The organism is Sanguibacter sp. Z1732, assembly GCF_051020515.1.
GTDB lineage: Bacteria > Actinomycetota > Actinomycetes > Actinomycetales > Beutenbergiaceae > CALKWS01.
Window position 1 is genome coordinate 2,201,139 of the sequence record NZ_CP194857.1, and the last position, 22,855, is coordinate 2,223,993.

Sequence of the window (22,855 nt, forward strand, 5' to 3'; positions counted from 1 at the left end):
TCCCCTCCATCGATGAGTACCCGCAGGCGGCGCCGAACCCTGTCACCGCCAGCAGGTCCCGACAGACGCAATTGACAGGGACGGGGGACCCAACCTTTGGTGCGCGAGCACCTAGGGGTGAAGTCCCACCTGGTTCGCCAGGTAAGACCGGGTGAATCTCCAACCCGAACCCGACAGCTCACCCCGTAGGCGCGTGGAGAAGATTTTGACTCAACGCACAACCGGAGCCCGCCACCGCGCAGCGTGCCGGCCCTCCACCCCCCTGACCGCTTTCGGCACCACAGTGGCCGGCACCACCGGTCGTCGTGCACTGGCCGTAGTTGCTTCCTCCGGACTGGCGCTGACCATGGGCGCCTCCACCGCGGCCGCTGCCCCCCAGGTGTCCAACTCCGCTTCCGGCCTCGGTTCGCTGGCCAACGTGGTGCTCGATGGTGACCGCGACTCCGTCAGCACCTCGCCGACCATCTCGGTCGACGCCGACACCGACTGGTCCTTCACCGCGGCCGTGGTGAGTTCCGAGGCCCCGCCACCACCTCCGCCCCCACCGCCCCCGCCGGCGGCGACCACGCAGCGGCCCACCGCGGCCACCGCCCCGGCGGCCCGCACCGGCAACCGCACCGCCGCTCCGGCTCAGGAGGAGACGCAGCAGGCGGAGGAGCAGCAGGCCGAGGAGCCCGCGAGCGAATCCACGCAGAGCGCCGCACCCGCGTCCGGTTCCGGCTCTGCCGTGGTGAACCTGGCCCGCCGGTACACGGGCACCCCGTACGTGTACGGCGGTAGCACTCCGGCCGGGTTCGACTGCTCCGGCTTCACCGCCTACGTGTACGCCCAGTTCGGTGTCTCCCTGCCCCGGTCGTCCTCGGCCCAGCGCAACGCCGGCCGTGTGGTCTCGGCTTCTGAGGCGCGGCCCGGCGACCTGGTCTGGTGGCCCGGACACGTGGGCATCTACACCGGCAACGGCCAGCACATCGCGGCTCGCAACCCCAGTTCACCCCTGCACGAGGGCCCGATCTGGAACTCGAGCCCCACGTTCATCCGTGTGATGGGCTGACCGGCACACGCACCACTCACAACGGCTCGTCCCGCATCGGGGCGGGCCGTTGTGCTGTGCGCACCGGTGCGTCGTGTACCTGCGTGCCCGTGCGGAGAGGTGCTGGCACAGGCACCGATGAACAGCTCCGATGAGACAGCTATAAGATTTTCCGGCGACATGCCCCGCAACCGTCAGGCTTGTAGCACAATGGTCAAGATCAGCCCAAAAAACGGGGGTAGACCGGTATGGAACGCGAACCCACGATCCTCGTCGGAGTCGACGGATCAGCCGCCAGCCTGAACGCACTGGACTGGGCGTTGGCCCACGCCGGAAAGTCGGGTTGGAACCTGCACCTGGTGTGTGCCTACGCGCTGCCCACCTTCGCCGCCGGAACCATCGACGGCGGGTATGCCACCCTGGACGACACCGCCATCCGCGACGGCGCGCAAGCGGTCCTGGACGAGGCCCTCACCCGCTGTGAGGGCGTGGGTGTGCAGGTGACCAGCGCCCTGGAGACCGGCGACGCGGCCGGAGTGTTGGTGGACCTGTCCGCCCAGGTGCGCCTCGCCGTCGTCGGCACCCGGGGCCGGTCCGGATTCGCCGAACGGATCCTGGGCACCGTCTCCTCGGCGCTACCGGCCCACTCCCACTGCCCCACCGTGGTGGTGCCGCACCGGGAGGGCGAGGACGACGAGGACGCCGGTCTGCCGTTGCCGGTGCGCCGGATCGTGGTGGGCGTGGACGGGTCGGACTCGGCCAAACTCGCCCTGAACGTGGCCATCGACGAGGCCGAACGGTGGGAGGCGGAACTGACCGCCGTGGTCGGTGTGCCGATGGGCGCCGGCGCCGGCCTGCTGGGCTGGCTGCCCTCCGGGGTGGACCGGGAGACCCTGCTGGCCGACGTCAAGACCGGCCTGGACGTCACGGTGGACCGGGCCAGTCAGGGTCGTTCGGTGCAGGTGCGCCGGCACGCCCTGGATGGCACCGGAGCGGCGCTGCTGTCGGAGTTCTCCACCGCGGTGGACCTGGTGGTGGTCGGCTCGCGCGGCCGCGGCGGCTTCACCGGGATGCTGCTGGGCTCCACGTCCCAGACCGTGCTGCATCACTCCCGTTGCCCGGTCATGGTGGTGCCCACCAGCAGCACCGACGATCCCGAGGACCACGCCTTCAACTGGAAGCGGCGCCGGCACTAAGCCGCCAGCCCGCCACCCCACGGCGCCCACCCGGCCCCCGCGGCACCCCCACCCCCACCCCACCCCCAACCCGTCCCTGCGGCGGCGAGGGCGAGCGTGAGCGTCGAGGGCGAGCCTTGGGGGACTCGCCTTCGGCTGGGAGGCTCGCCCTCGGCGGCGGCGGCTATGGCGGCGGCGGAGGCGGGGTGGCGACGGCGGTGGCGTTGGGGTGGCGACGGCGGCGGGGGGGCTACCGGGCGCTGCGCAGCACCCGGCCCAGGGTGTCCATGAGGCGGTCCAGGTCCGACTCGGTCACCGTCAGCGGCGGGGCGAAGCGGATGGTGTTGTCGTGGGTCTCCTTGGCCAGGATGCCCTCGGCGGCCAGCCGCTCACTGACCTCACGCCCGGACAGAGACACCACGTCCAGGCCCATCCACAAGCCGATCACCCGGGCGTCGGTGGCCAGCCCGTCGGCAACCAGATCCTTGGCCGGGCCCTCCAGCCTCGGACCGAGGTCGCGCGCCCGGGCCTGGAACTCACCCGTGGCCAGCAGTTCCGTCACCGCGATCCCCACCGCACACGCCAACGGGTTGCCGCCGAAGGTGGACCCGTGCGTACCGGCGGTCATCACACCGAGCACATCGGCCCGGCCCACCACCGCAGAGACCGGCACGATTCCACCACCGAGGGCCTTGCCCAGCGTGGTCAGGTCCGCGCGCACGCCGAACAGCTCCTGGGTGAGGGTGGCCCCGGTGCGGCCGAGGCCGGACTGGATCTCATCGAGCACCAGCAGTGTGTTCGTCTCATCGCAAGCCGCGCGCACCTGCTCCAGGTAGCCCTCCGGCGGGATCATCACCCCGTTCTCGCCCTGGACCGGCTCCAGCAGCACGGCCACGGTGTCCGGCGTGATCGCCGCGCGCACCGAGGCGGCGTCACCGTAGGGCACGACGACGAAGCCCGGGGTGTAGGGACCGAATCCTTCCCGGGCAGCCGGGTCGGTGGAGGCGGAGATGATCGTGGTGGTGCGGCCGTGGAAGGCGCCGTCGGCCACGATGATCTCGGCCCGGTCGGCCGGCACGCCCTTGACCTCATACCCCCACTTGCGGGCGGTCTTGATCGCGGTCTCCACCGCCTCGGCGCCGGTGTTCATCGGGAGCAGCATCTCGGTGCCGGTCAACTCCGTGACCGCGCCGGCGAACCGCTCCAGATGCTCATGGCTCACCGCCCTGGAGGTCAGGGTGAGCCGGTCCAACTGGTCCTTGGCGGCCCGGACCAGGTGCGGGTGGCGGTGACCGAAGTTCAGCGCCGAGTACCCGGCCAGGCAGTCCAGGTACTCCCGGCCGCTGGTGTCGGTGACCATCGCGCCCTCGGCGGTGGCCAGCTCCACCTCCAGCGGGTGATAGTTCGGCGCCAGCGGTCCGGGTGCGTTCGTGGTGTGGGGGTTGTTCGTCATCGTGCGACCTCCTCGTCGGTGACTCGCGGGAATCACTGGGCTGCGCCGTCGTCGGCCTCACCCGGGCGCAGGGCGCCCAGGGCGGGTAGTGCGCTCGCGGCTGCGTCGTCGTCGGCCTTGGTTGAACTCCGCAGGATCAGGGTGCAGCACTTGGCGCCGCCACCGCCCTTGAGCAGTTCGGAGGTGTCCACCGCGATCGGCTCCAATCCGCGCTCGCGGGCCTGCGCGGCCAGGTTTGTCGCTCCCGGTGCGTGCACCACGTGGGTACCGTCGCTGACGGCGTTCAGGCCCAGGGCCTGGGCGTCGGCGTCGCCGGCCACGATCGCCTCGGGGAACATGCGCTGCAGCACCCGCTGGGAGCCGGGGGAGAAGGCGGGCGGGTAGTAGGCGATCAGGTCATCGCGCAGGATGGTCAGTGCGGTGTCGAGGTGGTAAAAGCGCGGGTCCACCAGTTGCAGCGAGATCACCGGGCGGCCGAAGACCTCCTGGGCTTCGGAGTGCGCGGCGGCGGAGGTGCGAAAACCGGTCCCGGCCAGGATGTACCCGTTGGTGCACAGCAGGTCCCCCTCGCCCTCGTTGGTCTCGGCGGCCTCGACGGGAGTGAACCCGGCCCGGCCCAACCAGTCCAGGTACGCCGGGGCTTCGCCGGCGCGCTCGTTGTGCCGGAACCTGGCGGAGTAGGCGATGCCGCCGATCACGGTGGCACCGTTGGCGGCGTAGACCATGTCCGGGTACTGCGGCAGCGGGTCGATCACGTCGACGGTGTGCCCCAGGTCCGCATAGGTGCGGCGCAGCGTGTCCCACTGGCTCATCGCGCGGTCGACGTCGGTGGAGACCTTGGCGTTCATCCAGGGGTTGATCTCGTAGGAGACCGTGAAGTGCGTGGGTGGGCACATCAGATAGTGAGCGGGCATCGATGCTCCTTCGGTTCGTGGTCCAAGCCCTGGCCTGGTGGGCCCGGTGCCGGATCGCGGGTGCGGCCCCTGGGTGGTGGGCCACACATGTGATTGTCACAGAAACCCGCGCGTTGTGTGGGGGTGGCTGGATTACCGGCGGGGCTGGTGTGTGCCCTACGATCGGTGCGCGAGAAGTGTGGGCCCGGGTTCGCTCCGGCCCGGTGCTGCTCGCCCCCGCCCCCGTAGCTCAGGGGATAGAGCAACCGCCTCCTAAGCGGTAGGTCGCGCGTTCGAATCGCGCCGGGGGCGCTGGAGTTGGGCGCCGGTGCGGGGCACTGGCGGTGGGGCGCGCTCAGCGCCGGCGCGCCGGTCAGCACTAGCCCTTGGGCGATGCGCATCGTCTCGTTGAACGCCAGGGGCGGAACCCGCTTTCCCGAGTTGACGCCGTGGATCAAGTCGTGTGCGGCTGATCTCCTCTGCCTGCAGGAGGTGACCCGCACCCCGGGCGTGCAGGCTGGACGTGTGACCGGGGCCCGCGATCTCCAGCGGGCGCCGAGCAGAGACCCTAGGCTGGAGACATGAAGGTTCTCGTTGTGGTCCTGCTCGTCCTGTGGGTGCTGGTCTCGATCGTGGGGTTCGCGCTGGAGGGCCTGATCTGGCTGGGCCTGATCGGGATCGTGCTGTTCCTCGGCACGGTGATCATCGCCGCACTGCGCCGTAGCGCCGGTCGCAAGAGCGGTGGCCGCCCGACCCCCTGACCGCCGTCACCGCCGTCGAGCGGGCCGGTCCGGTTCAGTCGCCGGCGTGATGCTCCCTTCCACCAGGCCGGCGATCCGGTTCAGCATCCGCCAGGTCATCAAGGCCGAGATCAGGCTGGTCGCCTCCACCGGTGCCCGCTGTAGGCGGGTTCGTGGGGCGTAGCGTTCCCGCACATGCAGGCGGGTGAGCGGGCGGTCCGAGTCCGGATCGTTCAGCGGAACGAGGTGAAGAGTCCAGGTGTAACCCATGCCGGTGTCCGCGAGCACCGGGGTGCCGGCGTTGGTGGCAGCCAGCAGCACCCCGGGATCGACCGCTGCGATACGCAACTGGACCCGAGGGTGCAGGGCCAGGGTGTCGCCGGCCTGGACGTCCTGCCACTCGGGGTGGATCCGGGTGGCGCCGGCGATCTGGCACCCCGCCAGGTTCTCCAGGGTCTCGAAGGAGTAGAACCCTGCCTTGTCCTGCCCGATCTGGGCGAGCCAGGGCCAGATGCGTGCTGGGGCGGCGTTGATCAGAATGGCCCGGTCGTTCTGCACGGTGGCATCCGGCAGCAGGTAATCCCCCGGCAGTGGGGCTGCCGCCTCCTGCGGGGTGAGGCCGAGGCGGCGGTGCGCGCCGGCGATCATCACGGCGGCGGTCGTTACCGCGAGCGAGACGAACGGGGCGGCCGCCAGCCCCAGGATGGCGCGTCGGGTGGACATGAACATCACCTCACCCACCATCGTGGCACCGGAACCGCCGCCCGGACAGGTGCGAAGGTCCTGGGCGGTGTCAACCGCAGCCGCGCCCGGGCGCTGAGCGCGCCCAGCACCACCGGCACGCAGCCCAGCGCGCCCAGCACCATCGGCACGCAGCCCACCGCGCCCAGCACCACCACCCGCAGCCCCCGCTCCCAGCAGGATCAGCGCCCGCCCCCACCGCCGCCACCGCCGCCGCCACCGGCGCCGCCCCCACCGCCGAACCCCGAACCCCCGCTGGAACCGGAGGTGGGCGAGGCAGCGCCGACGAAGGAGTTCATCGACGAGGCGATCGAAGCCACGCTGGGCACCGCTCCGGGATGGAAGCCGACGTACCAACCGGTGTTCACGTGCGCGCGGCCCTGAGCCTGGAGCTCCTCGAAGATCTTCGCCCACCGCTCGGCCACCCCGAACACGATCGCGTAGGGCAGGTACCGGGAGAACACGTCGATGCCCTCCTCGAAGCGGATCTGGTTGGCCTCGGCGGCAGACAGGTACATCTTGAACCCGCGCAACTGCTCATACAAGGCCCGGCCGGTGGCGCTGCGCCGGAACGAGGTGACGAACGTGATCGCGCGCAGCACGAGCCACAGTCCCAACACGATCAGCAGCATGACCGTCAGACGCACCGCTGAGGGCGGCAGCACGTCGGCGCTGGTGCCGACGAAGGCAGTTCCGAGCAGCACCACGGCCGCGGCGATCTGCCAGACCAACGACCGGCCCCGGCGGGTCGGTCCGCTCTTCCGCCGTGCCGACGCCGACACCGGCCGGGTGAACAGCCCCTGGGCGTCGATCTGCTCGGCCACCCGGGTGCGCAGTGTGGTGGTGAGTTTGGTCAGCCGGGAACGTTCCTTGCTCAACCGCACCGTCGGCTGCGTGGCGAACAGGTCGATCAGGACCCGGTCCTCGAACTCGGCCAACTCGGAGCGCCGCTGCGCCGCATCGGGCGCCAGGGTCACGTCCCAGTCCTTGGCCCGGCCGCGCCGGTCGGTCTTCGCCTCCCGGATGGTCAGGAACCCCCGCACGGCCAGATCCACGATGGTGGCAGCCAGCGCGTGCGCGTCGCTGACCTTGTGCTCGAGCCGGCTGGCCACCGCCGGGGCCAGACCCTCGGGGGGCTGGAACCGGACCGTCTCAGGTGGATTGCGCTGCAACTGCGCCACCGGGTGGGTCTCGCGGGCGTGCGGCGGCGGGAAGGTGCCCGGGGGAATCCCGACGAAGTGGTCATCGCGGCCCTGGCGGTACCGGCGCACCAGGAGCAACGCATAGGCCAGGACGACCGCCCCCACCGGCACCGGCCAGTACGTGGTCAGGGTGTTCACGATCGGGTCGGTCACCTGCGCGATGCGTTCCTGGCCGGCGGTCAAGCCCACCACGTCCCCCTCGGCCGGGACCAGGATCGGCTCGATGTCGTCGAAGGTGCCGGCCGGAAACGCCACCGCGACCGTCTGCTGCTGCCCGGGCCGGAGCGTCCCGGTGGCGAACGTGGCGGTGCTGCCCGCGGCCTCGGCGGCGCACGGCTGGTCCGAACCGGACGGGCCCTCCCAGCAGCGGTGATCGGTGATGTCCACCGGCCCGGTCACCGTGGTGGTGACCTGGTCGAAGCGGACCTCCCACTCATCACCGGTGACGTTCCAGAAGAACTCGTCCTGGTCGGGTACCTCGTCGTCGTCGCGGATCGCGTTCAGGGCGCCGGCGATGGTGTACCCGAGTTCGTAGGTCTGCACCCCGGTGCGGGTGTCGTCGGAGCCGTCCGGGGCTCCGATGTCCACCCTCAGGTAGGCCCCGCGCTCGCTGATCCAGTGCTCCGCCGGGGCCCCGGAAGGGCTGTGGACGTCGAACTGGTCGTAGCGGTACAGGCGCATCAGGTCGGGATCGTGCGGCCAGGCGAACCGTTGGGCGAGTTCCCGTCGCAGCCCCAGACCGTCACGGTCGCCGAAGTCCCACTCATACGTCTCGGTGACGTGGACCAGCCCCCCGGCGTCGATCGTGATCTCCACATCCAAGGCCCGGACGACGTCGTCACGGGCGTCGGCCTGCGTCGGTGCGGCCGTAGCGCTCACCCCGGCGACGGTCAGGACGGCGACGGCCACAGCGAGCAGAGCGGATCTCAGCACAGTCATCCGTGCCACCGTATTGGCCCGCGGGCCCGCCCGACCACCATCCCGGGTGGGCAGGAGTGCCCATGGCGAGATGCGTCGTCGTCGGTTGTTGCCTGCCCCTCCGTAGGATCGTGGCGTCCGCAGCAATTCTCGGTGCCCCGGGGTCGACGTCGAAGTGGAGCAAGGAATGAGCCAGCAGCGCCCGAACGCGATTGCGGGTTATGAGGACTGGGCGGACTATGTGCTCGCCGGCGGCGCCGCGGGAGGCGAGGCACCCACCGGCGGGCTCGCCGAGGTGCTCGCGCCCCCGGCCGCACCCACGCAGCTCCAGGTCACCCACGGCGCGGCGACCAGCGCCGAGGGGGTGCGTACCCTGCGCCTGTCCTGGCAACTGGGGTACGGCCCGGCCACCGCGGCCTACCTGTGCACACCCGAGGGTGCCGATGGCCCGCTGCCGGCGATCCTGCTGATGCACTGCCACTCGGGCAACAAGTGGGTCGGCGCCGAACGGCTGGTGGACCTGGGGGAGCAGGACACCCCGGAGTCCCTGGCGCTGCGAGCACAGATGTACGGCGGTCAGGCGGTGGCGAACCACCTGGCCGGGCAGGGTTTCGCCGTGCTGGCCCACGACGCGTTCGTGTGGGGCAGCCGCGCCTTCACCCTCGATCCGCGACCGGCCCGGGCCGATTTCCACCTGCAGGGACAGATGGCGCTGTGGCGCGAGCAGGGCGAGGAGGCCACCCCGGAGCGGATCTACAACACCCTCGCTGCCGACCACGAGCACACCGTGGCCAAAGTCGCGCTGATGCTGGGCACCACCTTCGCCGGGATGGTGGCCCACGACGACCTGGCCGCACTGACCGTGCTGGCCTCCCTGCCGATGGTCGACGTCGATCGGATCGGCACCATGGGGCTGTCCGGGGGCGGTGGCCGGGCGATGCTGCTCGCCTCGCTCAGCCCCCGGATCCGGGCGCACCTGGTGGCCGGGATGATGTTCACGTTCGACTCGCTGCTGCCCGCGCACATCGACGCCCACTCCTGGTTGATGTACTCCCCGGGCATCCTGCGTTACTCGGAGTGGCCGCTGATCCCCACGCACGCCCCCACCCGCCAGTCGATGCACGTGCAGTTCGCCACCCAGGACGCGTTGTTCTCCCCGGCGGGCATGCACGCGGCCGATGCGATGCTGCGGGCCGCGGACCCAGCCGCCGTCGAGTACTCCAGCGCCTGGTTCGACGAGCCGCACCGGATGACCCCGCAGATGCAGGACGACGCCGCGGCGTTCTTCACCCGGGCGCTGGGATAGCGGCCGCTGGGTAGCGGCCGACGGCGCGGGACGGCGCCATGCGCGAGCGGGCGGGGCGACCTCGCCCGATCCGGTTACTGCAGCGTCAGACCCCAGCGCACGTAGTGGTCATCGCCGGGCTCCAGGCGCACCAGGTCATCCCCGGTGCGGAAGGCGTCGGCGACACAGCTCATCGGCTCGGCGGCCAGGCCGGTGCGGCGCGCGGGGCCGGGCAGCTCATCCCCGGTGCACATCTGCCAGCAACCCATGGTCCGGTCCATCCACACCGCCGCGGTGTGCCCGTCGGCCCCGCGCAGACGCAACCAGGACAGGTCCTGGGCGTCGTAGGTGGCGCCGACGAAGGCATCATCGAGCACCGTGCCGCCCAGTTTCCGGGGCTCGCGGAAGTCGAACTCCTCCGGCAGTTCCTGGGTGCCGGTGGGCAGCAACCGGTCGTCGGTGGCGACCCACCTGGTGGCGTCCAACTGCAAGGTGGCCTCATCCAGCCCGCCCTCGCCGGGGGAGAGCCACGGGTGGAACCCGATCCCGTAGGGCGCGGCCGCGCTGCCGATATTGCGGGTGCGCACTTCGATCTCCAGCCCGCCCGGCCCCAGGGCGTAGCGGATCGTGGTGGCCAGCTGGAAGGGGTAGCCGGGCGTGGCCGGGGGTTCGATCATCAGGGTGACGGAGGCCGCGCTGTGGTCGATGGTGCGCCAGCGCTTCCAGTTCACCAGGCCGTGCAGGGCGGTGTTGCGACCGGGTTCGCTGATGTCGAGCTGGTAGTCCACCCCGTCCCAGGTGTAGGCGCCGTCGCGGATGCGGTTGGGCCATGGCACCAGCACCGCGCCGTGGTAGGCCGGTGGCAACTCGTCCTCGGCGAAGGGGACGACGACGTCGCGTCCGCCGGTCCGGAAGGCGCGCAGGTGCGCGCCCACCTCGGTGATCACGGCGTACTGGTCGCCGCGCTGCAGTTCGAAGGCGGCGCCGGTGGGCAGGGGGGCTTCGTTGGTGGTGATGGTCACGGCCACACGATACTCACCGCGCGCGCACGGGGCCCGATGGGCCCACGGTGCCGTCGTACGGGGTCCCCATCGGCTGCGGTGCCGTCGTACGGGGTCCCCATCGGCGGCGGTGCCGTCGTATCGACACGATCCGGGCAGGGCGTTGCCAGCGCCACGATCGACCTGGCATGATGCGTGGAAGCGTTTACGCAGACACCAATGCCGGTGCTCACTGCCGGCCTCCAGGAGGAACTCGATGGCCGACCAGCCCAGTACCCGCCGTTACGCCGTCGTCGGCACCGGACACCGTTCGCAGATGTACATCAACGCGATCCTCGGCGAGCACGCGCCGGTCTCGGAGTTGGTGGCCTGGTGCGATGTGAACCCGGGCCGGATCGACTACTACGACGAGGTGGTCCAGGCCGCGGGTGGCCGGGCGCTGCCGCGCTACGCACCGGACCACCAGTTGGAGCAGATGATCGCCGAGCAAGCCGTGGATGTGGCGATCGTGACCTCCCCGGACCACACCCATGCCGACCTGGTCTCCCGTTCCCTGCGCGCCGGCGCCGACGTCGTGGTGGAGAAGCCCTTGACCATCGACGCCGACGGCTGCCGCAGCATCACCACCGCCGTGGCCGAGAGCGGCAAGGCGGTGGTGATGACGTTCAACTATCGCTACTCCCCGCGCAACTCCAGCCTGAAGGAGGTCATCGCCTCCGGCCGCATCGGCCAGGTCACCTCGGTGCACTTCGAGTGGGCCCTGGACACGATGCACGGCGCGGACTACTTCCGCCGCTGGCACCGCTACAAGAACTCCTCCGGCGGCCTGCTGGTGCACAAGTCCTCCCATCACTTCGATCTGGTCAACTGGTGGTTGGCCGACGTGCCGGTGCGTGTCTACGCTCGCGGTGGCCTGAAGTTCTACGGCGACCAGGGCGCCGGCATCGCTCAGGCACCAAGCCCGCGACCCGAGCGCGGCACCCCGGCGCCGGGCAATGACCCGTGGACGCTGGATCTACGCGAGGACGAACGGCTGCGCCGGCTCTACCTGGACGCCGAGCACCACGACGGGTACCTGCGCGACCGGGATGTGTTCGACGCCGGCATCACCATCGAGGACAACGTGGCGGTGCTGGTGGACTATGCCGGCGGCGCGGTGATGACCTACTCCCTGAACGCCCACGCGCCCTGGGAGGGCTACCGCGTCACCGTCAACGGCACCAAGGGCCGGGCCGAGTTGGAGGTGGTTGAGCGCGGTTCGGTGGCGATGACCGCCGAGGGCGTGCTGGACCCGAGTGCCCGGGAGGCGCAGGACAGTGACGCGCTGCGACCCAAGGGGGAGCACCTGGTGGTGCAGGAGCACTGGCAGCGTGCCACCGAGCACCCGATCCCGATGGGGCAGGGTTCGCACGGTGGCGGCGACGCGATCTTGCTCTCCGACGTCTTCCGCGGCCCGGGGGAGGATCCGCTCGGCCGCCCGGCGGGCTACACCGACGGCATCCACGCGGTCTCGGTGGGCATCGCCGGCAACGAGTCCCTGCGTACCGGCGCCCCGGTGGACATCGCCGACCTGCGCCTCAACGACGCGACCTGACCGCCCGGTCCGGGACGGGCAAATGTTTCGGTTCTGCATCAATCGCCGCGGTAGCCACCAGGGGCTGTTGCGGTGGGATGCCTCGTGCTACTCTCTGCGAAAGCGTTTACGCACACGACCAACAAAGAGTCAGATCATCGGAGTGGATGGCCGCGTGAGCGGGCTCCACCACCCAGAGCGACAAGGAAGCCGCATGATGGAAATGGACCCGATCGGCACCCGCTGGTGCCGGAATGTTTCGGGGGGTGGGTAATGGCTGCTTTAGGTGAGTTGTCGAAATTGCGGTCAAAGGCGGGGCGGCCTACGCGCTCTCCGTCGGAACGTAATGACGGTAAGGCGGCGGTGTTCTTCCTGGGGCCGTGGTTCGTGGGCCTGGCGTTGATTGTGGCGGGGCCGTTGGTGGCGTCGTTGTATCTGTCGTTCACCGATTACGACTTGTTGTCCGATCCGAATGTGATCGGGCTGGACAACTACGTGCGGATGTTCAACGATCCGCGGCTGATCCAGGCGTTGTTCGTGACGTTCTCGTATGTTTTCATCTCGGTGCCGTTGCAGTTGGGTGCGGCACTTGGGTTGGCGTTGATCCTGGACAAGGGGTTGCGCGGGCTGTCGTTGTACCGGTCGGTGTACTACCTGCCCTCGCTGCTGGGGTCCTCGGTGGCGATCGCGATCTTGTGGCGCCAGATCTTCGGTACCAACGGGTTGGTGAACCAGGTGCTGGAGTGGTTCAACGGTGTGCAGCCGTTGATCCAGATCGGTACCCAGGGGTGGGTGTCTCACCCGGACTACGCGTTGGGCACGTTGATGATCTTGAACGTGTGGACGTTCGGGTCCCCGATGATCATCTTCCTGGCCGGGCTGCGGCAGATCCCGGAGATGTACTACGAGGCGGCCAGCATCGACGGGGCGAGCAAGATCCGCCAGTTCCGCTCGATCACGATCCCGATGCTGACCCCGATCATCTTCTTCAACCTGGTGCTGCAGGTGATCAACGCCTTCCAGACCTTCACCCAGGCCTACATCGTCTCCAACGGCACCGGTGGCCCGGTGGACTCCACGTTGTTCTACACCCTGTACCTGTACCAGCAGGGCTTTGCGAACTTGAACATGGGTTATGCCAGCGCGATGGCGTGGTTGCTGTTGATCATCGTCGCGGCGATGACGGCGATCAACTTCTTCGCCTCGAAGTATTGGGTTTTCTACAATGACTGACTCCACCACCCGCCAGCCCGGCGCCGGCGCCGCACAGGCCGTGATCGGTCCCGCCGAGCCCACCGAGCGGCCGAAGTCGAACGTGCGCAGGATCCCCCCGGCGGTGCGGGTCCGCAAGGTCGGCAAGCACCTGCTGCTCATCGCCTTCGGGGCGTTGATGATCTACCCGCTGTTGTGGATGATCTCCTCCTCCTTCAAGCCCGATGCGTTGATCTTCCGCGAGCCGGGCCTGATCCCGGGGGAGTTCACCACCGACAACTACGTCCACGGGTGGAACGCGCTGTTGCACCCCTTCTCCCACTATCTGCTCAACTCCACCATCGTGGTGGCCGGGGCGGTGCTGGGGAACCTGGCCTCCTGCGCGCTGGCCGCCTACGCCTTCGCCAGGTTGAACTTCAAATTCCGCGGCCTGTGGTTCGCGATCATGCTGATGTCGATCATGCTGCCGATCCACGTCATCATCGTGCCCCAGTACGTGTTGTTCTCCGAGCTGGGCTGGATCAACACCTTCCTGCCCCTGATCGTGCCCAAACTCCTGGCCACCGACGCCTTCTTCGTCTTCCTCATGGTCCAGTTCTTCCGCGGCATCCCCAAGGAACTCGACGAAGCCGCCCGTATCGACGGCGCCGGACACCCCCGCATCTTCTTCCAGATCATGCTGCCGCTATCCACCCCGGCGCTGGCGACCACCGCGATCTTCACCTTCATCTGGACGTGGAACGACTTCTTCTCCCAGTTGATCTTCCTGACCAGCCCGGACCGCTACACGGTGCCCATCGCCCTGCGGACCTTCCTGGACTCCACCGGACAATCCTCATGGGGTGCGATGTTCGCGATGTCCATCGTCTCCCTCATCCCCCTCTTCATCGTCTTCCTCCTGGGCCAGCGATATCTCGTCCGAGGCATCGCCACCACCGGAATCAAATAGGAAGCACACCGAATGAGTCACGAACCCGACAAAACGAAAGCGAACTCGATGCAGAGACAACATTCGCGCTGACGGGAAGAAAGTCAGAAATAACGCACCGCACACACCGATTCAAGATATTTCACGAATACCCCGAGTGCGCAGTCATGCCCCGACGGGTAACCGTGCACTAACCGAGACCGGCGGAACGGCGTCACCGCCTCATGACCATGACGCACAACGAAGTGAAAAGTCCCAGGAGGAAGAACAATGAAGAGGACACGAATGGCGCAACCGCGCCTTCTCAAGGTCGCCGCACTCGCGGCCGCCGGGGCATTAGTGCTCAGCGCCTGCGGACAGGCTGACAACCTGGACGATGACGAGCCGGCCGCCGATGGCGAGCCGGTCGAGGAAGTCGACGAGGCCGATGGCGAGGGCGACGCCGAGGAGGTCACCATCAGGTTCTCCTGGTGGGGCTCCGACACCCGGCACCAGATGAACCAGGACCTCATCGACGCCTTCCAGGAGGAGTACCCCCACATCCAGGTCCAGCCGGACTACACCGACTGGGGCGGGTACTGGGACAAACTCGCCACCCAGACCGCCGGCGGTGACACCCCGGACGTGCTCATGCAGGAAGAGCGCTACCTGCGCGAATATGCCTCGCGCGGGGTGCTGGCTGACCTGAACGAGTTCGACATCGACACCTCCCAGATCGAGGACTCCCTGGTGGGCTCGGGAGAGTTCGACGGCGGCCTCTGGGGTATCGGCACCGGCGTGAACGTACGCGCGATGATCGTGGACCCGGAGGTGTTCGAAGAGGCCGGAGTGGACTTCCCCGACGACACCACCTGGACGTGGGAGGACTACGCAGAGATCACCGAGCAGATCTCGGCCAACACTGACGCCGGCACGTTCGGCACCCAGGAGTATGGCTTCATTGAGCCCGACCTGGCCATCTGGCTGCGCCAGCACGGACAGAACCTGTGGAACGAGGACGGCGAGATCGGCTTCGACGCCGAGTTGATGGCCGAACGCTGGCAGATGTCGCTGGACCTGATCGAGTCCGGCGCCGCCCCCTCGGCCAGCGAGTCGCTCGAACTCTCCGCCGGCGGCCCGGAGCAGTCCCTAGTGGCCACCAACAACGGTGCGATCTCGATGTTCTGGACCAACCAACTCGGAACCCTGGCCGGAGCGTCCGGGCGGGACCTGCAGTTGCTGCGCTACCCGGGTGAGTCTCAGTTCGAGCGGACCGGCCTGTTCCTGAAGCCAGCCATGGCCCTGTCCATGTCCGCCACCTCGGAGCACCCCGAGGAAGCGGCACTGTTCCTGGACTGGATGCTCAACAGCGAGGTGGCCGGTGAGATCCTGCTCACCGACCGTGGGCTGCCGGCGAACATGCAGGTTCGCGAGGCGATCCTGGAGGAACTGCCCGAGTCCGAGCAGCAGGCCGCGGACTGGATCGCCGAGATCTCCCCGGACATCGTGGACGCCACCCCGTCCCCGCCGACCGGTGCCGGTGAAGTTGCCAGCCTGCTCGAGCGGCTGAACGAGCAGGTGCTCTTCGGACAAATCAGCCCGGAGGAAGCGGCCGAGGAGTTCATCGCCGAGGCCAGCGAGATCACCGGCGACTGATCCGCCCGGCCCACCGCCGCAGGCACAGTACTCTCCTGCGGCGGTGGGGTTCCGTGCCGCCACCCGCACCAAGCGGGAGGCGACCGACGACCACGCGCTGCCGCGGCCGGTCCATCCGGCCGCGGCAGCGCAACTACAGGTGCCCTGGCGCACCCGAGCAGAGAGGCGCGATGGCCACCATCCACGACGTCGCGAAGCGCGCTGGTGTCTCCATCGCGACCGTCTCCCGGTCCCTGAACGGGCACGGCCGGGTTTCCAGCGAGACCCGGGAGCGCGTCCTGGCGATCGCCGCGTCCCTGGACTTCCGGCCCAACCGCACCGCCCGTGGACTGGTGACAGGACGATTGGGCAACATCGGGGTGCTGCTGCCCGATGTGGCCAACCCCTTCTACGGCCCCATCCTGGTCGCGATCGCCGACATCGCCCAGGACCGGGACCTGGGCGTCTTCCTCGCCGACTCCCGCGAGGACCCGCGCGCCGAGGAACGCCTGTGCCGGCGGCTGGTGGAGCAGGTCGACGGGCTGGTGCTGGTGTCCACGCGGATGCCCTCGGCGAAGATCGCGGCGGTGGCGGCGCAGCGCGACACCGTGCTGGTGAATCGCCTGGTGGACGGGGTGGACGCCGTCGTCGTCGATGCCGCCGAGGGGATGCGCGCGGCGGTTGAGCACCTGGCCGGGCTGGGCCACCGCAGGGTGTTGTACCTGGACGGCCCGGCCGCGTCCTGGTCCGGTGCGGCCAAACTCGCCGGTGTTCGTGAGGGCGCGCAGGCCAGCGGTGTGGAACTGATCCTCGACGGGCCGCACCCACCCAGTTACCTGGGCGGGCGGGAAGCAGCCGACGTGGTCCGCGATGCCGACGTCAGCGCGGTGCTGGCCTATGACGACCTGATCGCCTGGGGCGTGATCACGCGGCTGCAGCAACTCGGCGTGGACGTGCCCGGAGACGTCTCCGTGGTGGGTTTCGACGACGCGATCGCCGAGGGGATGCTCGATCCGGAACTGACCACGGTGCGCTCCGGCGGGGCCTCGATGGGCGCTACCGCCACCGAGATGCTGCTGCGACGCATGGCGGAACCGGACTACCCTGTGGAACATCAACGACTCTCATGCGAACTGGTGGTGGTGCGTCACTCCACGGCACCGCGGTGAGGTGCCATGACCGCCGTCCTGCAGGGCTTCGCCGTCCTGGGCGCCATCATCGCCCTGGGTGCACTGCTGGCCCACGTACGGCTGCTGGGCGAGGAGAGCCAGCAGATGCTGGCCAAACTCGCGTTCTTCGTGGCCAGCCCGGCGCTGATGATCACGGTGATGGCCGACGCCGACGTCGCCACCCTGTTCTCCCTCAACCTCGCCGTCACCTCCGCGGCGGTGGTGGTCTCCGGTAGCGCCTTCCTGCTCATCTCCCGGTTGTGGTTCAAACGAGCCGTGCCGGAGACCGTGATCGGGACGCTGAGTTCGATGTACGTCAATGCCGGGAACCTGGGCCTGCCGATTGCGGCCTACGTGCTGGGCGATGCCTCTCTGGTGGCCCCGGTGCTGCTGCTGCAACTGATCGTGCTGCAACCGCTGGCCCTGGCGGTGCTGGACCGTTCCACCGCAGCCGCCGGCACCTCCCCCCGCGCGCTGACCGTGCGCACCGTGACCAATCCGTTGCTGTTGGGCGCCCTGGTGGGGCTGGCCCTGGCCCTGACCGGCTGGGAGATGCCGATGGTGGTGGCCGAGCCGGTGAACCTGATCGCCGGGATGGCGGTGCCCTCGATGCTGCTGGCCTACGGGGTCTCCCTGCGGGTCGGCCCGCGGGCCGGACGCGGGGTGGGGATGATCGAAGTGGGCGTCACGGTGATCCTCAAGCTGATCGTGCAACCGGTCAGTGCCTTCCTGATCGGGTGGGCGGTGGGCCTGGACGAGGCCTCCCTGTTCGCGGTGGTGGTGCTGGCCGCGCTACCGGCGGCCCAGAACGTGTTCGTGCACGCCGTGCGCTACAACCGCGGGGTGGTGCTGGCCCGGGACTCGATCTTCCTGTCCACGGTGCTGTGCCCGGTAGCCCTGCTGGTCATCGCGGGCCTGCTCACCTGATCGCCCGAATATGCCCCTTGCGCCCCATCGGCAGTGATCTTCGGCGCAAATACCCGACATCCGGCGGGTTAGCCCCGACTTACCGCTCACAGCGTCTAGCGTGGAAAACGTGATCCCCGTACGTCGTTCCCGAATCGCCGGTGGGCGCTCGCGCTCGCGCGGCGAGCCGGAGGCGCCGCCGCGCGCCGAGCCGATCACGCCGCGGGAGCGGATCGTGGCTGAGGCGGTGGAGCGCTGGCACACCGGCCTGTCCGAACTCAGCGGTGGCAGCGGGCTGTGGGATGTGCGCTCCCTCGGTGATGCGCTGGTGGATCTGAGTTCGGCCCACCCCTCCGGGATCGCCCAGTTGTTCGCCGGGCGTCCCACCCGGTTGAGCAACCTGATCCGGGAGGGCTCGGCGCTGGCGCAGGCCCGCCGCCGGATCCGGGTGGTGTCGGCGCGTACCGACGAACTTGCGCAGCGTTACGGCGTGGCCCCCACCTACGTCGCGGTGGGCGTGGCCACCTGGCGCACCAGGATGGGCACCGCGGCCGACACCGCCGTGGCGCCGTCGGCGCCCTCCCCGGCCTCAGGGAGCGCGACGGCAGGTGCTGGCGCCGCTACGGCGGGTGCGTCGTCGTCCGCGCCGGCCCAGGAGGCGGACCCGAACGCGCCGATGCAGCGCTCCGGCCCCCAGGACGTGACCCGTGCCTTCCCCACCGAGAAGGTCGCGACCCGGGTGGTGCGCGCCCCGGTGCTGCTGCGCCCGGTGCGCCTGGATGTGCACGGCAGCGAGTCCGAGATCGACCTGGAACTCGACCCGGCGGTGGAACTGAACCCGGTGCTCGTGCGGGACCTGCAGGAGCACGGGGTGGCGCTGGATCCGGGCGCGATCGCCGCCGCCACCATGACCCCGCACGGGTTCAGCCCGCAGAGTGCATTGGATGAGGTAGCGGCGCTGGGCGGGGAGCTGGAGGAGTTCCAGTTGGAGCGACGGATCGTGCTGGGTGCGTTCGTGCACCCCGGCCAGTCGCTCGCGGAGGACCTCGAGGCCCTGCAGGACCGGGTGCCCCGGCACGACCTGATCGCGGCCCTGGCCGGTGAGCCGGGGGCTCGGGAGAAGCTGGCCTCCCAGTCGCTGCCCGAGCCGGTGGGCCCGGACCGCCCGCCCGCGCAGGAACCGGGCGTGGGGGATCTGGACCGCAGCCAGCACCACGTGCTCGACGCAGTCGCCAGCGGCGGGCACCTGCTGATCGATGCCCCGCCGGGAGTGGACGTGCCCGGCACGGTCGCCGCGGTGCTCGCCCAGGCCGTGACCGCCGGGCAGAAGGTCGCCTACGTGCCCGGGTCCCGCCGCGCCGCGCACGGGCTGATGGACCGGCTGCGCAGCCTCGGACTGGCGGACCTGACCCTGGACCTGTGCGGGGACCCCACCTGGCGGCGCAGTTCGGTGCTGCGGGTGGTCGACGGGCTCAACCCGGCCGAACCCGAGGTCGACGCGGAGCAACTCGCCACAGACCGTGCCGAACTGGTGCGGGTGCGCCGCACGCTCGAGGGGTTCGTCGAGGCCCTGCACCAGCGTCGGGAGCCGTGGAAGGCCTCGGTGCACGAGGCGTTGCAGTCCCTGGCGGCGCTGACCTCCCAGCGCCCGGGTCCGCGTACCCAGGTGCGCCTGGACGGACCGGTGGTGACGCTCGATGAGGACGGGCGGGTACGGGCCCGTGAGGCGCTGGCCCGTGCCGCGGCCCTGGGTGCCTTCCGGCTCCGGGCCGCCGACACTCCCTGGTTCGGTGCCGAGCTCACCAGCGCCGAACACGCCCTGTCCACGCTGGAGCAGGTGCGCTCGCTCTCGGAACTGATGCCCACCCTGCTGGAGCAGGTCGAGGCCACCTCGGCACAGACCGGCCTGGACCAGGCCACCACGTTCACCCAGTGGGGTGACCAGTTGCGCCTCCTGGAGGGCATCCGGGCCTCCCTGGACATCTTCAACTCCCACGTGTTCGAACGCTCCGCCAAGGACATGGCCGCCGCCACCGCCACCCGGGCATGGCGCGTCGAGCGGGACGTGGACCTGGGCTGGGCGGAGCGGCGCCGGCTGCGCCGCCAGGCCAAGGACCTGGTTCGACCCGGGGTGTCCGTGCCGAACCTGCACGAGGAGCTGGTGCAGGTGGAGCGCCGCCGGGATCAGTGGCGCAAGCACTGTTCCGGGGGTTCCTGGCCGCACCTGCCCCAGGGGCTGCGGGAGATCACCGAGACCCACCGCCGGGTCCAGGGCCTGCTGGAGGACCTCGGCGGCGTACTCGCCCCCACCGTGGGTGGGCAGGACCTGTCCGAGATCCCGCTGACCGACCTTGCCACGCGGATGGAGCGCCTGGGCGCCGACGATGACTCGGTGCGCCAGATGCCCGAACGGGCCGCGGCGCTGTCGGTGCTGAACTCGATGGGCCTGGCTCCGCTGGTGCAGGATCTGACGACCCGGCGCATCCCGACCGCGATGGTGGGTGCCGAGTTCGAACTGGCCTGGTGGTCCAGCGTGCTGGAGGAAATGCTGGCCGCTGACCCGGCGTTGTCGGACATGGACGCCGACACCCTCGCGCAGATGACCGAGGAGCTGCGCCGGCTGGACTCCGCGCACATCGACTCCCTGACCGCCCCGGTGCTCTCCGCACTGCGCCGGCGGGTGCGGGCCGCGATCGAGGCCGACCGACCCCGGGCCCAGGAGTTCTACCGGGCCGCGCACGGGGGTCTGGCCGACCTGAAGGAAATGCTGGCCCGGTTCGGGGAGGTGGCCTGGGAGCCGCGCCCGGTATGGCTGGTCCCGCCGATGGTGGTACCCACGGTGCTGGGCCCGGCCGACCAGGTGGACCTGTTGGTGCTCGACGCCGTGCAGCACCTGCCCGCCGAGCACGCCATCCCCGCGATCGCCCGGGCCAAACAGGTGGTGGTGGTCGGGGACACCAGGCGCGCCGGCACCGGGCTGGTGCAGCAGGTCTCCTGGCTGCCCAGGCTCACCCTGTCCGGTGACCTGGTGGACCAGGAGCCGGAGATCGCCGCGTTCCTGGCCGGGCACGGTTACGAGGGGCTGGTGCGCCCGATCCCTGCCCCGCCGCGGCAGGCCCCGATCCGCCTGGAGGTGGTGGACGGCTCCGGGATGCCGACCCCGGACTCCCAGGTGGTCGAGAGCGTGCAGGCCGAGGTGGACCGGGCTGTGGACCAGGTGATCGACCATGCACTGACCCGCCCGGAGGAATCCCTCGCGGTGATCGCCATGAACACCCGGCACGCCGACCGGGTGCGCGAGGCGGTACTGAACGCCGCGCAGGGCTCCCGCACGCTGGAACGCTTCTTCGACGCCGCAGCCGCCGAGGCGTTCACCGTGGTGGAGATCGAGGCCGCCGCCGGACTGCGCCGGGACGCGGTCATCCTGAGCCTCGGCTTCGGCAAGACCCCGCACGGGCGGGTGCTGCACCGGTTCGGCGCCGTCTCCGGCTCGGACGGAGCCGCCTACCTGATCGACGCCCTGGACGCGGCCCGGCACCGGCTCAGCGTGATCAGTTGCTTCCGGGCCGGTGAGTTGGACCCCGAACGGCTGCGCAACCCCGGCAGCCAGATGCTGCGGGAGGTCCTGCAGTTCGCCGAGGACGGTGCGGCACCTGCCGGGGAGGAGGACGGCGAGCACGTGGCCGATCCACTGCTCAGTGACCTGACCGACCGGTTGCGCCGCCGGGGGCTGCGAGTGGTGCCCCGGTACGGCCGGGCCGGTGGTGTGCGGATCCCGCTGGCCGTGGGACACCCGGCGTTGCCGGGTGAACTGGTGCTGGCGGTGCTGACCGACGACGACGACTACGTGGCCGAACCGAGTCTGCGGTTGCGGGAACGGCACTGGGTGCAACGGCTGCAGAACCGCGGCTGGCACGTGCGGATGGTCTACTCACCGGCAGTGTTCATGGATCCGCAGACGGTCGCGGCCCAGATCGCCGCACAGGTCAGCGACATCGTCACCGAGCGCCGCGGCGGAAAGGCGCCCGCCACACCGGTGGTGCCGCCCCGCACGGTGGTGGATGACGACGACCCGCTGGTGACCACCAACGCCACCCTCTCGGCGCTGCGCGGTGAGCAGATCGCCGGCGCCCGTGAAGCGCCGCTGATGGACGCGGTGGCCCCGATCGCCGGGGAGCGCAGCGCCCGACCCGACATCGAGCCCGGCCGCCCGCTGGGCGATTACGGTGACAACGAACTCGACGCACTGCTGGCCTGGATCGGCTCGGACAACCGGCCCCGCACTGCGGCTCAGTTGCGCACCGAACTGGCCCAGGCGCTGGGGCTGCGCCGCCGCGGCAAGCACGCGACCGCGGTGCTGGGTCACGTGGTGGCACGCTCCGGGCTGGCGCTGGCCGAGGGGGAGTTCGAGCCGGAGTCGGCGGCGGGGACCGACGCAGGGACCGAGGCCGACGCAGGAACCGAGGCCGACACCGAGGCCGAGTCCGCGAGCGACGCCGGGACCGAGCCCGGTGCTGCGCACCAGCAGGCGCAGCAGCCGGCCCAGGAGCAGGAGCAGGACACGGCTCCGGAAACAGCGGCGGCTACCGGTCCCGTCGATGCCGGTGCACCCGTGCCTACCGACCAGATGCCGGTCAGGGGCAGTGACTCCGCCACCGCGGCCGGCACCAACTCCAGTACTGGGGCCGGCGACGACGCCGCGCAGGGAACCCTCGACCTGGGCCCGCAACCCACCCGCCGGGCCGACCTGCGGCACGCCCCGGGTCGGCGTAGGCGCTCAACGCGGCGCAGCGGTTCCGGTGAGCCGCAGGCCGGGTCCACCGCAGGCGCTGAGGTGACCGGGAACGCTCGCTCCGAGCCTGCCAAGCGTCCCGACCGACCCGTGTGGTCGCCGGTGATGCCGGACCGGGCCCGCGAGGACGATCCCCGGGCGTGGGGCGAGCGCAGCGAGGACGACGACGAGCGCATCCTGACAGAACGCCCACCGCACTGGCAGTGAGACCTAGGCGTGTGAG

Annotated in this window: 17 protein-coding genes, 1 tRNA gene and 1 riboswitch; of the genes, 12 read left to right on the forward strand and 6 right to left on the reverse strand. The window is 70.1% G+C overall.

Features of this window, described 5'->3' with window-relative positions:
• Positions 1-36: 36 nt before the first annotated feature.
• Positions 37-206, forward strand: a riboswitch (cyclic di-AMP (ydaO/yuaA leader).
• Together ACRRRO_RS11615 and ACRRRO_RS11620 are read left to right on the forward strand one after the other, a co-directional pair.
• The gene (locus ACRRRO_RS11615) at positions 206-1,051 is read left to right on the forward strand and encodes a C40 family peptidase (RefSeq protein WP_424797112.1); all 846 of its coding nucleotides are present in this window, start codon (positions 206-208) and stop codon (positions 1,049-1,051) included. (Overlaps the previous riboswitch by 1 nt.)
• A gap of 227 nt (positions 1,052-1,278) precedes the next feature.
• Positions 1,279-2,226: a universal stress protein gene (locus ACRRRO_RS11620; protein WP_424797111.1), complete on the forward strand. Its 948-nt coding sequence runs from the start codon at positions 1,279-1,281 to the stop codon at positions 2,224-2,226.
• Positions 2,227-2,455: 229 nt separating this feature from the next.
• On the opposite strand, the gene rocD is transcribed toward ACRRRO_RS11620, so the two are convergent.
• The gene (gene rocD, locus ACRRRO_RS11625; RefSeq protein WP_424797110.1) at positions 2,456-3,658 is read right to left on the reverse strand and encodes an ornithine--oxo-acid transaminase; all 1,203 of its coding nucleotides are present in this window, start codon (positions 3,656-3,658) and stop codon (positions 2,456-2,458) included.
• 32 nt (positions 3,659-3,690) lie between these two features.
• Positions 3,691-4,572, reverse strand: a complete 882-nt coding sequence (gene ddaH, locus ACRRRO_RS11630; RefSeq protein WP_424797109.1) for a dimethylargininase — start codon at positions 4,570-4,572, stop codon at positions 3,691-3,693.
• A gap of 218 nt (positions 4,573-4,790) precedes the next feature.
• On the opposite strand from ddaH, the gene ACRRRO_RS11635 reads away from it, so the two are divergent.
• Both ACRRRO_RS11635 and ACRRRO_RS11640 read left to right on the forward strand, forming a co-directional pair.
• A tRNA-Arg gene (locus ACRRRO_RS11635) sits at positions 4,791-4,863 on the forward strand.
• Positions 4,864-5,132: 269 nt separating this feature from the next.
• Positions 5,133-5,312, forward strand: a complete 180-nt coding sequence (locus tag ACRRRO_RS11640; RefSeq protein WP_424797108.1) for a hypothetical protein — start codon at positions 5,133-5,135, stop codon at positions 5,310-5,312.
• Between the two features lie 6 nt (positions 5,313-5,318).
• Here ACRRRO_RS11640 and ACRRRO_RS11645 read toward each other — a convergent pair whose 3' ends face one another.
• The 3 genes from ACRRRO_RS11645 to ACRRRO_RS11655 are packed head-to-tail and all read right to left on the reverse strand — an operon-like array spanning position 5,319 to position 8,173.
• Entirely contained in the window at positions 5,319-6,014 is a 696-nt protein-coding gene (locus ACRRRO_RS11645) for an SRPBCC family protein (protein WP_424797107.1), read from the reverse strand.
• 5 nt (positions 6,015-6,019) lie between these two features.
• Positions 6,020-6,190: a hypothetical protein gene (locus ACRRRO_RS11650; protein ID WP_434080298.1), complete on the reverse strand. Its 171-nt coding sequence runs from the start codon at positions 6,188-6,190 to the stop codon at positions 6,020-6,022.
• A 24-nt stretch (positions 6,191-6,214) separates the two neighbouring features.
• Positions 6,215-8,173, reverse strand: coding sequence for a DUF2207 domain-containing protein (locus ACRRRO_RS11655; RefSeq protein WP_424797106.1), 1,959 nt, complete (start codon positions 8,171-8,173; stop codon positions 6,215-6,217).
• Positions 8,174-8,339: 166 nt separating this feature from the next.
• Here ACRRRO_RS11655 and ACRRRO_RS11660 point away from each other — a divergent pair, with 166 nt between their 5' ends.
• A complete protein-coding gene (locus ACRRRO_RS11660) occupies positions 8,340-9,458 on the forward strand; it encodes an acetylxylan esterase (protein WP_424797105.1) in 1,119 nt (372 codons plus the stop codon).
• 74 nt (positions 9,459-9,532) lie between these two features.
• On the opposite strand, the gene ACRRRO_RS11665 is transcribed toward ACRRRO_RS11660, so the two are convergent.
• Entirely contained in the window at positions 9,533-10,459 is a 927-nt protein-coding gene (locus ACRRRO_RS11665) for an aldose 1-epimerase family protein (RefSeq protein ID WP_424797104.1), read from the reverse strand.
• 235 nt (positions 10,460-10,694) lie between these two features.
• Between ACRRRO_RS11665 and ACRRRO_RS11670 the strand changes: the two genes are divergently transcribed.
• The 7 genes from ACRRRO_RS11670 to ACRRRO_RS11700 all read left to right on the forward strand — a co-directional run bounded on the left by ACRRRO_RS11670 (position 10,695) and on the right by ACRRRO_RS11700 (position 22,839).
• Positions 10,695-12,032 carry a Gfo/Idh/MocA family protein gene (locus ACRRRO_RS11670; protein ID WP_434080299.1) on the forward strand — a complete coding sequence of 446 codons (1,338 nt, stop codon included), beginning with the start codon at positions 10,695-10,697 and terminating at the stop codon, positions 12,030-12,032.
• Positions 12,033-12,284: 252 nt separating this feature from the next.
• Entirely contained in the window at positions 12,285-13,244 is a 960-nt protein-coding gene (locus ACRRRO_RS11675) for a carbohydrate ABC transporter permease (RefSeq protein WP_424797102.1), read from the forward strand.
• Positions 13,237-14,172, forward strand: coding sequence for a carbohydrate ABC transporter permease (locus ACRRRO_RS11680; protein ID WP_424797101.1), 936 nt, complete (start codon positions 13,237-13,239; stop codon positions 14,170-14,172). The genes ACRRRO_RS11675 and ACRRRO_RS11680 overlap by 8 nt, the downstream gene beginning before the upstream one ends.
• Positions 14,173-14,436: 264 nt before the next feature.
• Positions 14,437-15,786, forward strand: a complete 1,350-nt coding sequence (locus ACRRRO_RS11685) for an ABC transporter substrate-binding protein (RefSeq protein ID WP_424787384.1) — start codon at positions 14,437-14,439, stop codon at positions 15,784-15,786.
• A gap of 170 nt (positions 15,787-15,956) precedes the next feature.
• The gene (locus tag ACRRRO_RS11690; protein ID WP_434080300.1) at positions 15,957-16,934 is read left to right on the forward strand and encodes a LacI family DNA-binding transcriptional regulator; all 978 of its coding nucleotides are present in this window, start codon (positions 15,957-15,959) and stop codon (positions 16,932-16,934) included.
• A 6-nt stretch (positions 16,935-16,940) separates the two neighbouring features.
• A complete protein-coding gene (locus ACRRRO_RS11695) occupies positions 16,941-17,861 on the forward strand; it encodes an AEC family transporter (RefSeq protein WP_434080301.1) in 921 nt (306 codons plus the stop codon).
• A gap of 100 nt (positions 17,862-17,961) precedes the next feature.
• Positions 17,962-22,839 carry a hypothetical protein gene (locus ACRRRO_RS11700; protein ID WP_434080302.1) on the forward strand — a complete coding sequence of 1,626 codons (4,878 nt, stop codon included), beginning with the start codon at positions 17,962-17,964 and terminating at the stop codon, positions 22,837-22,839.
• Positions 22,840-22,855: the final 16 nt, after the last annotated feature.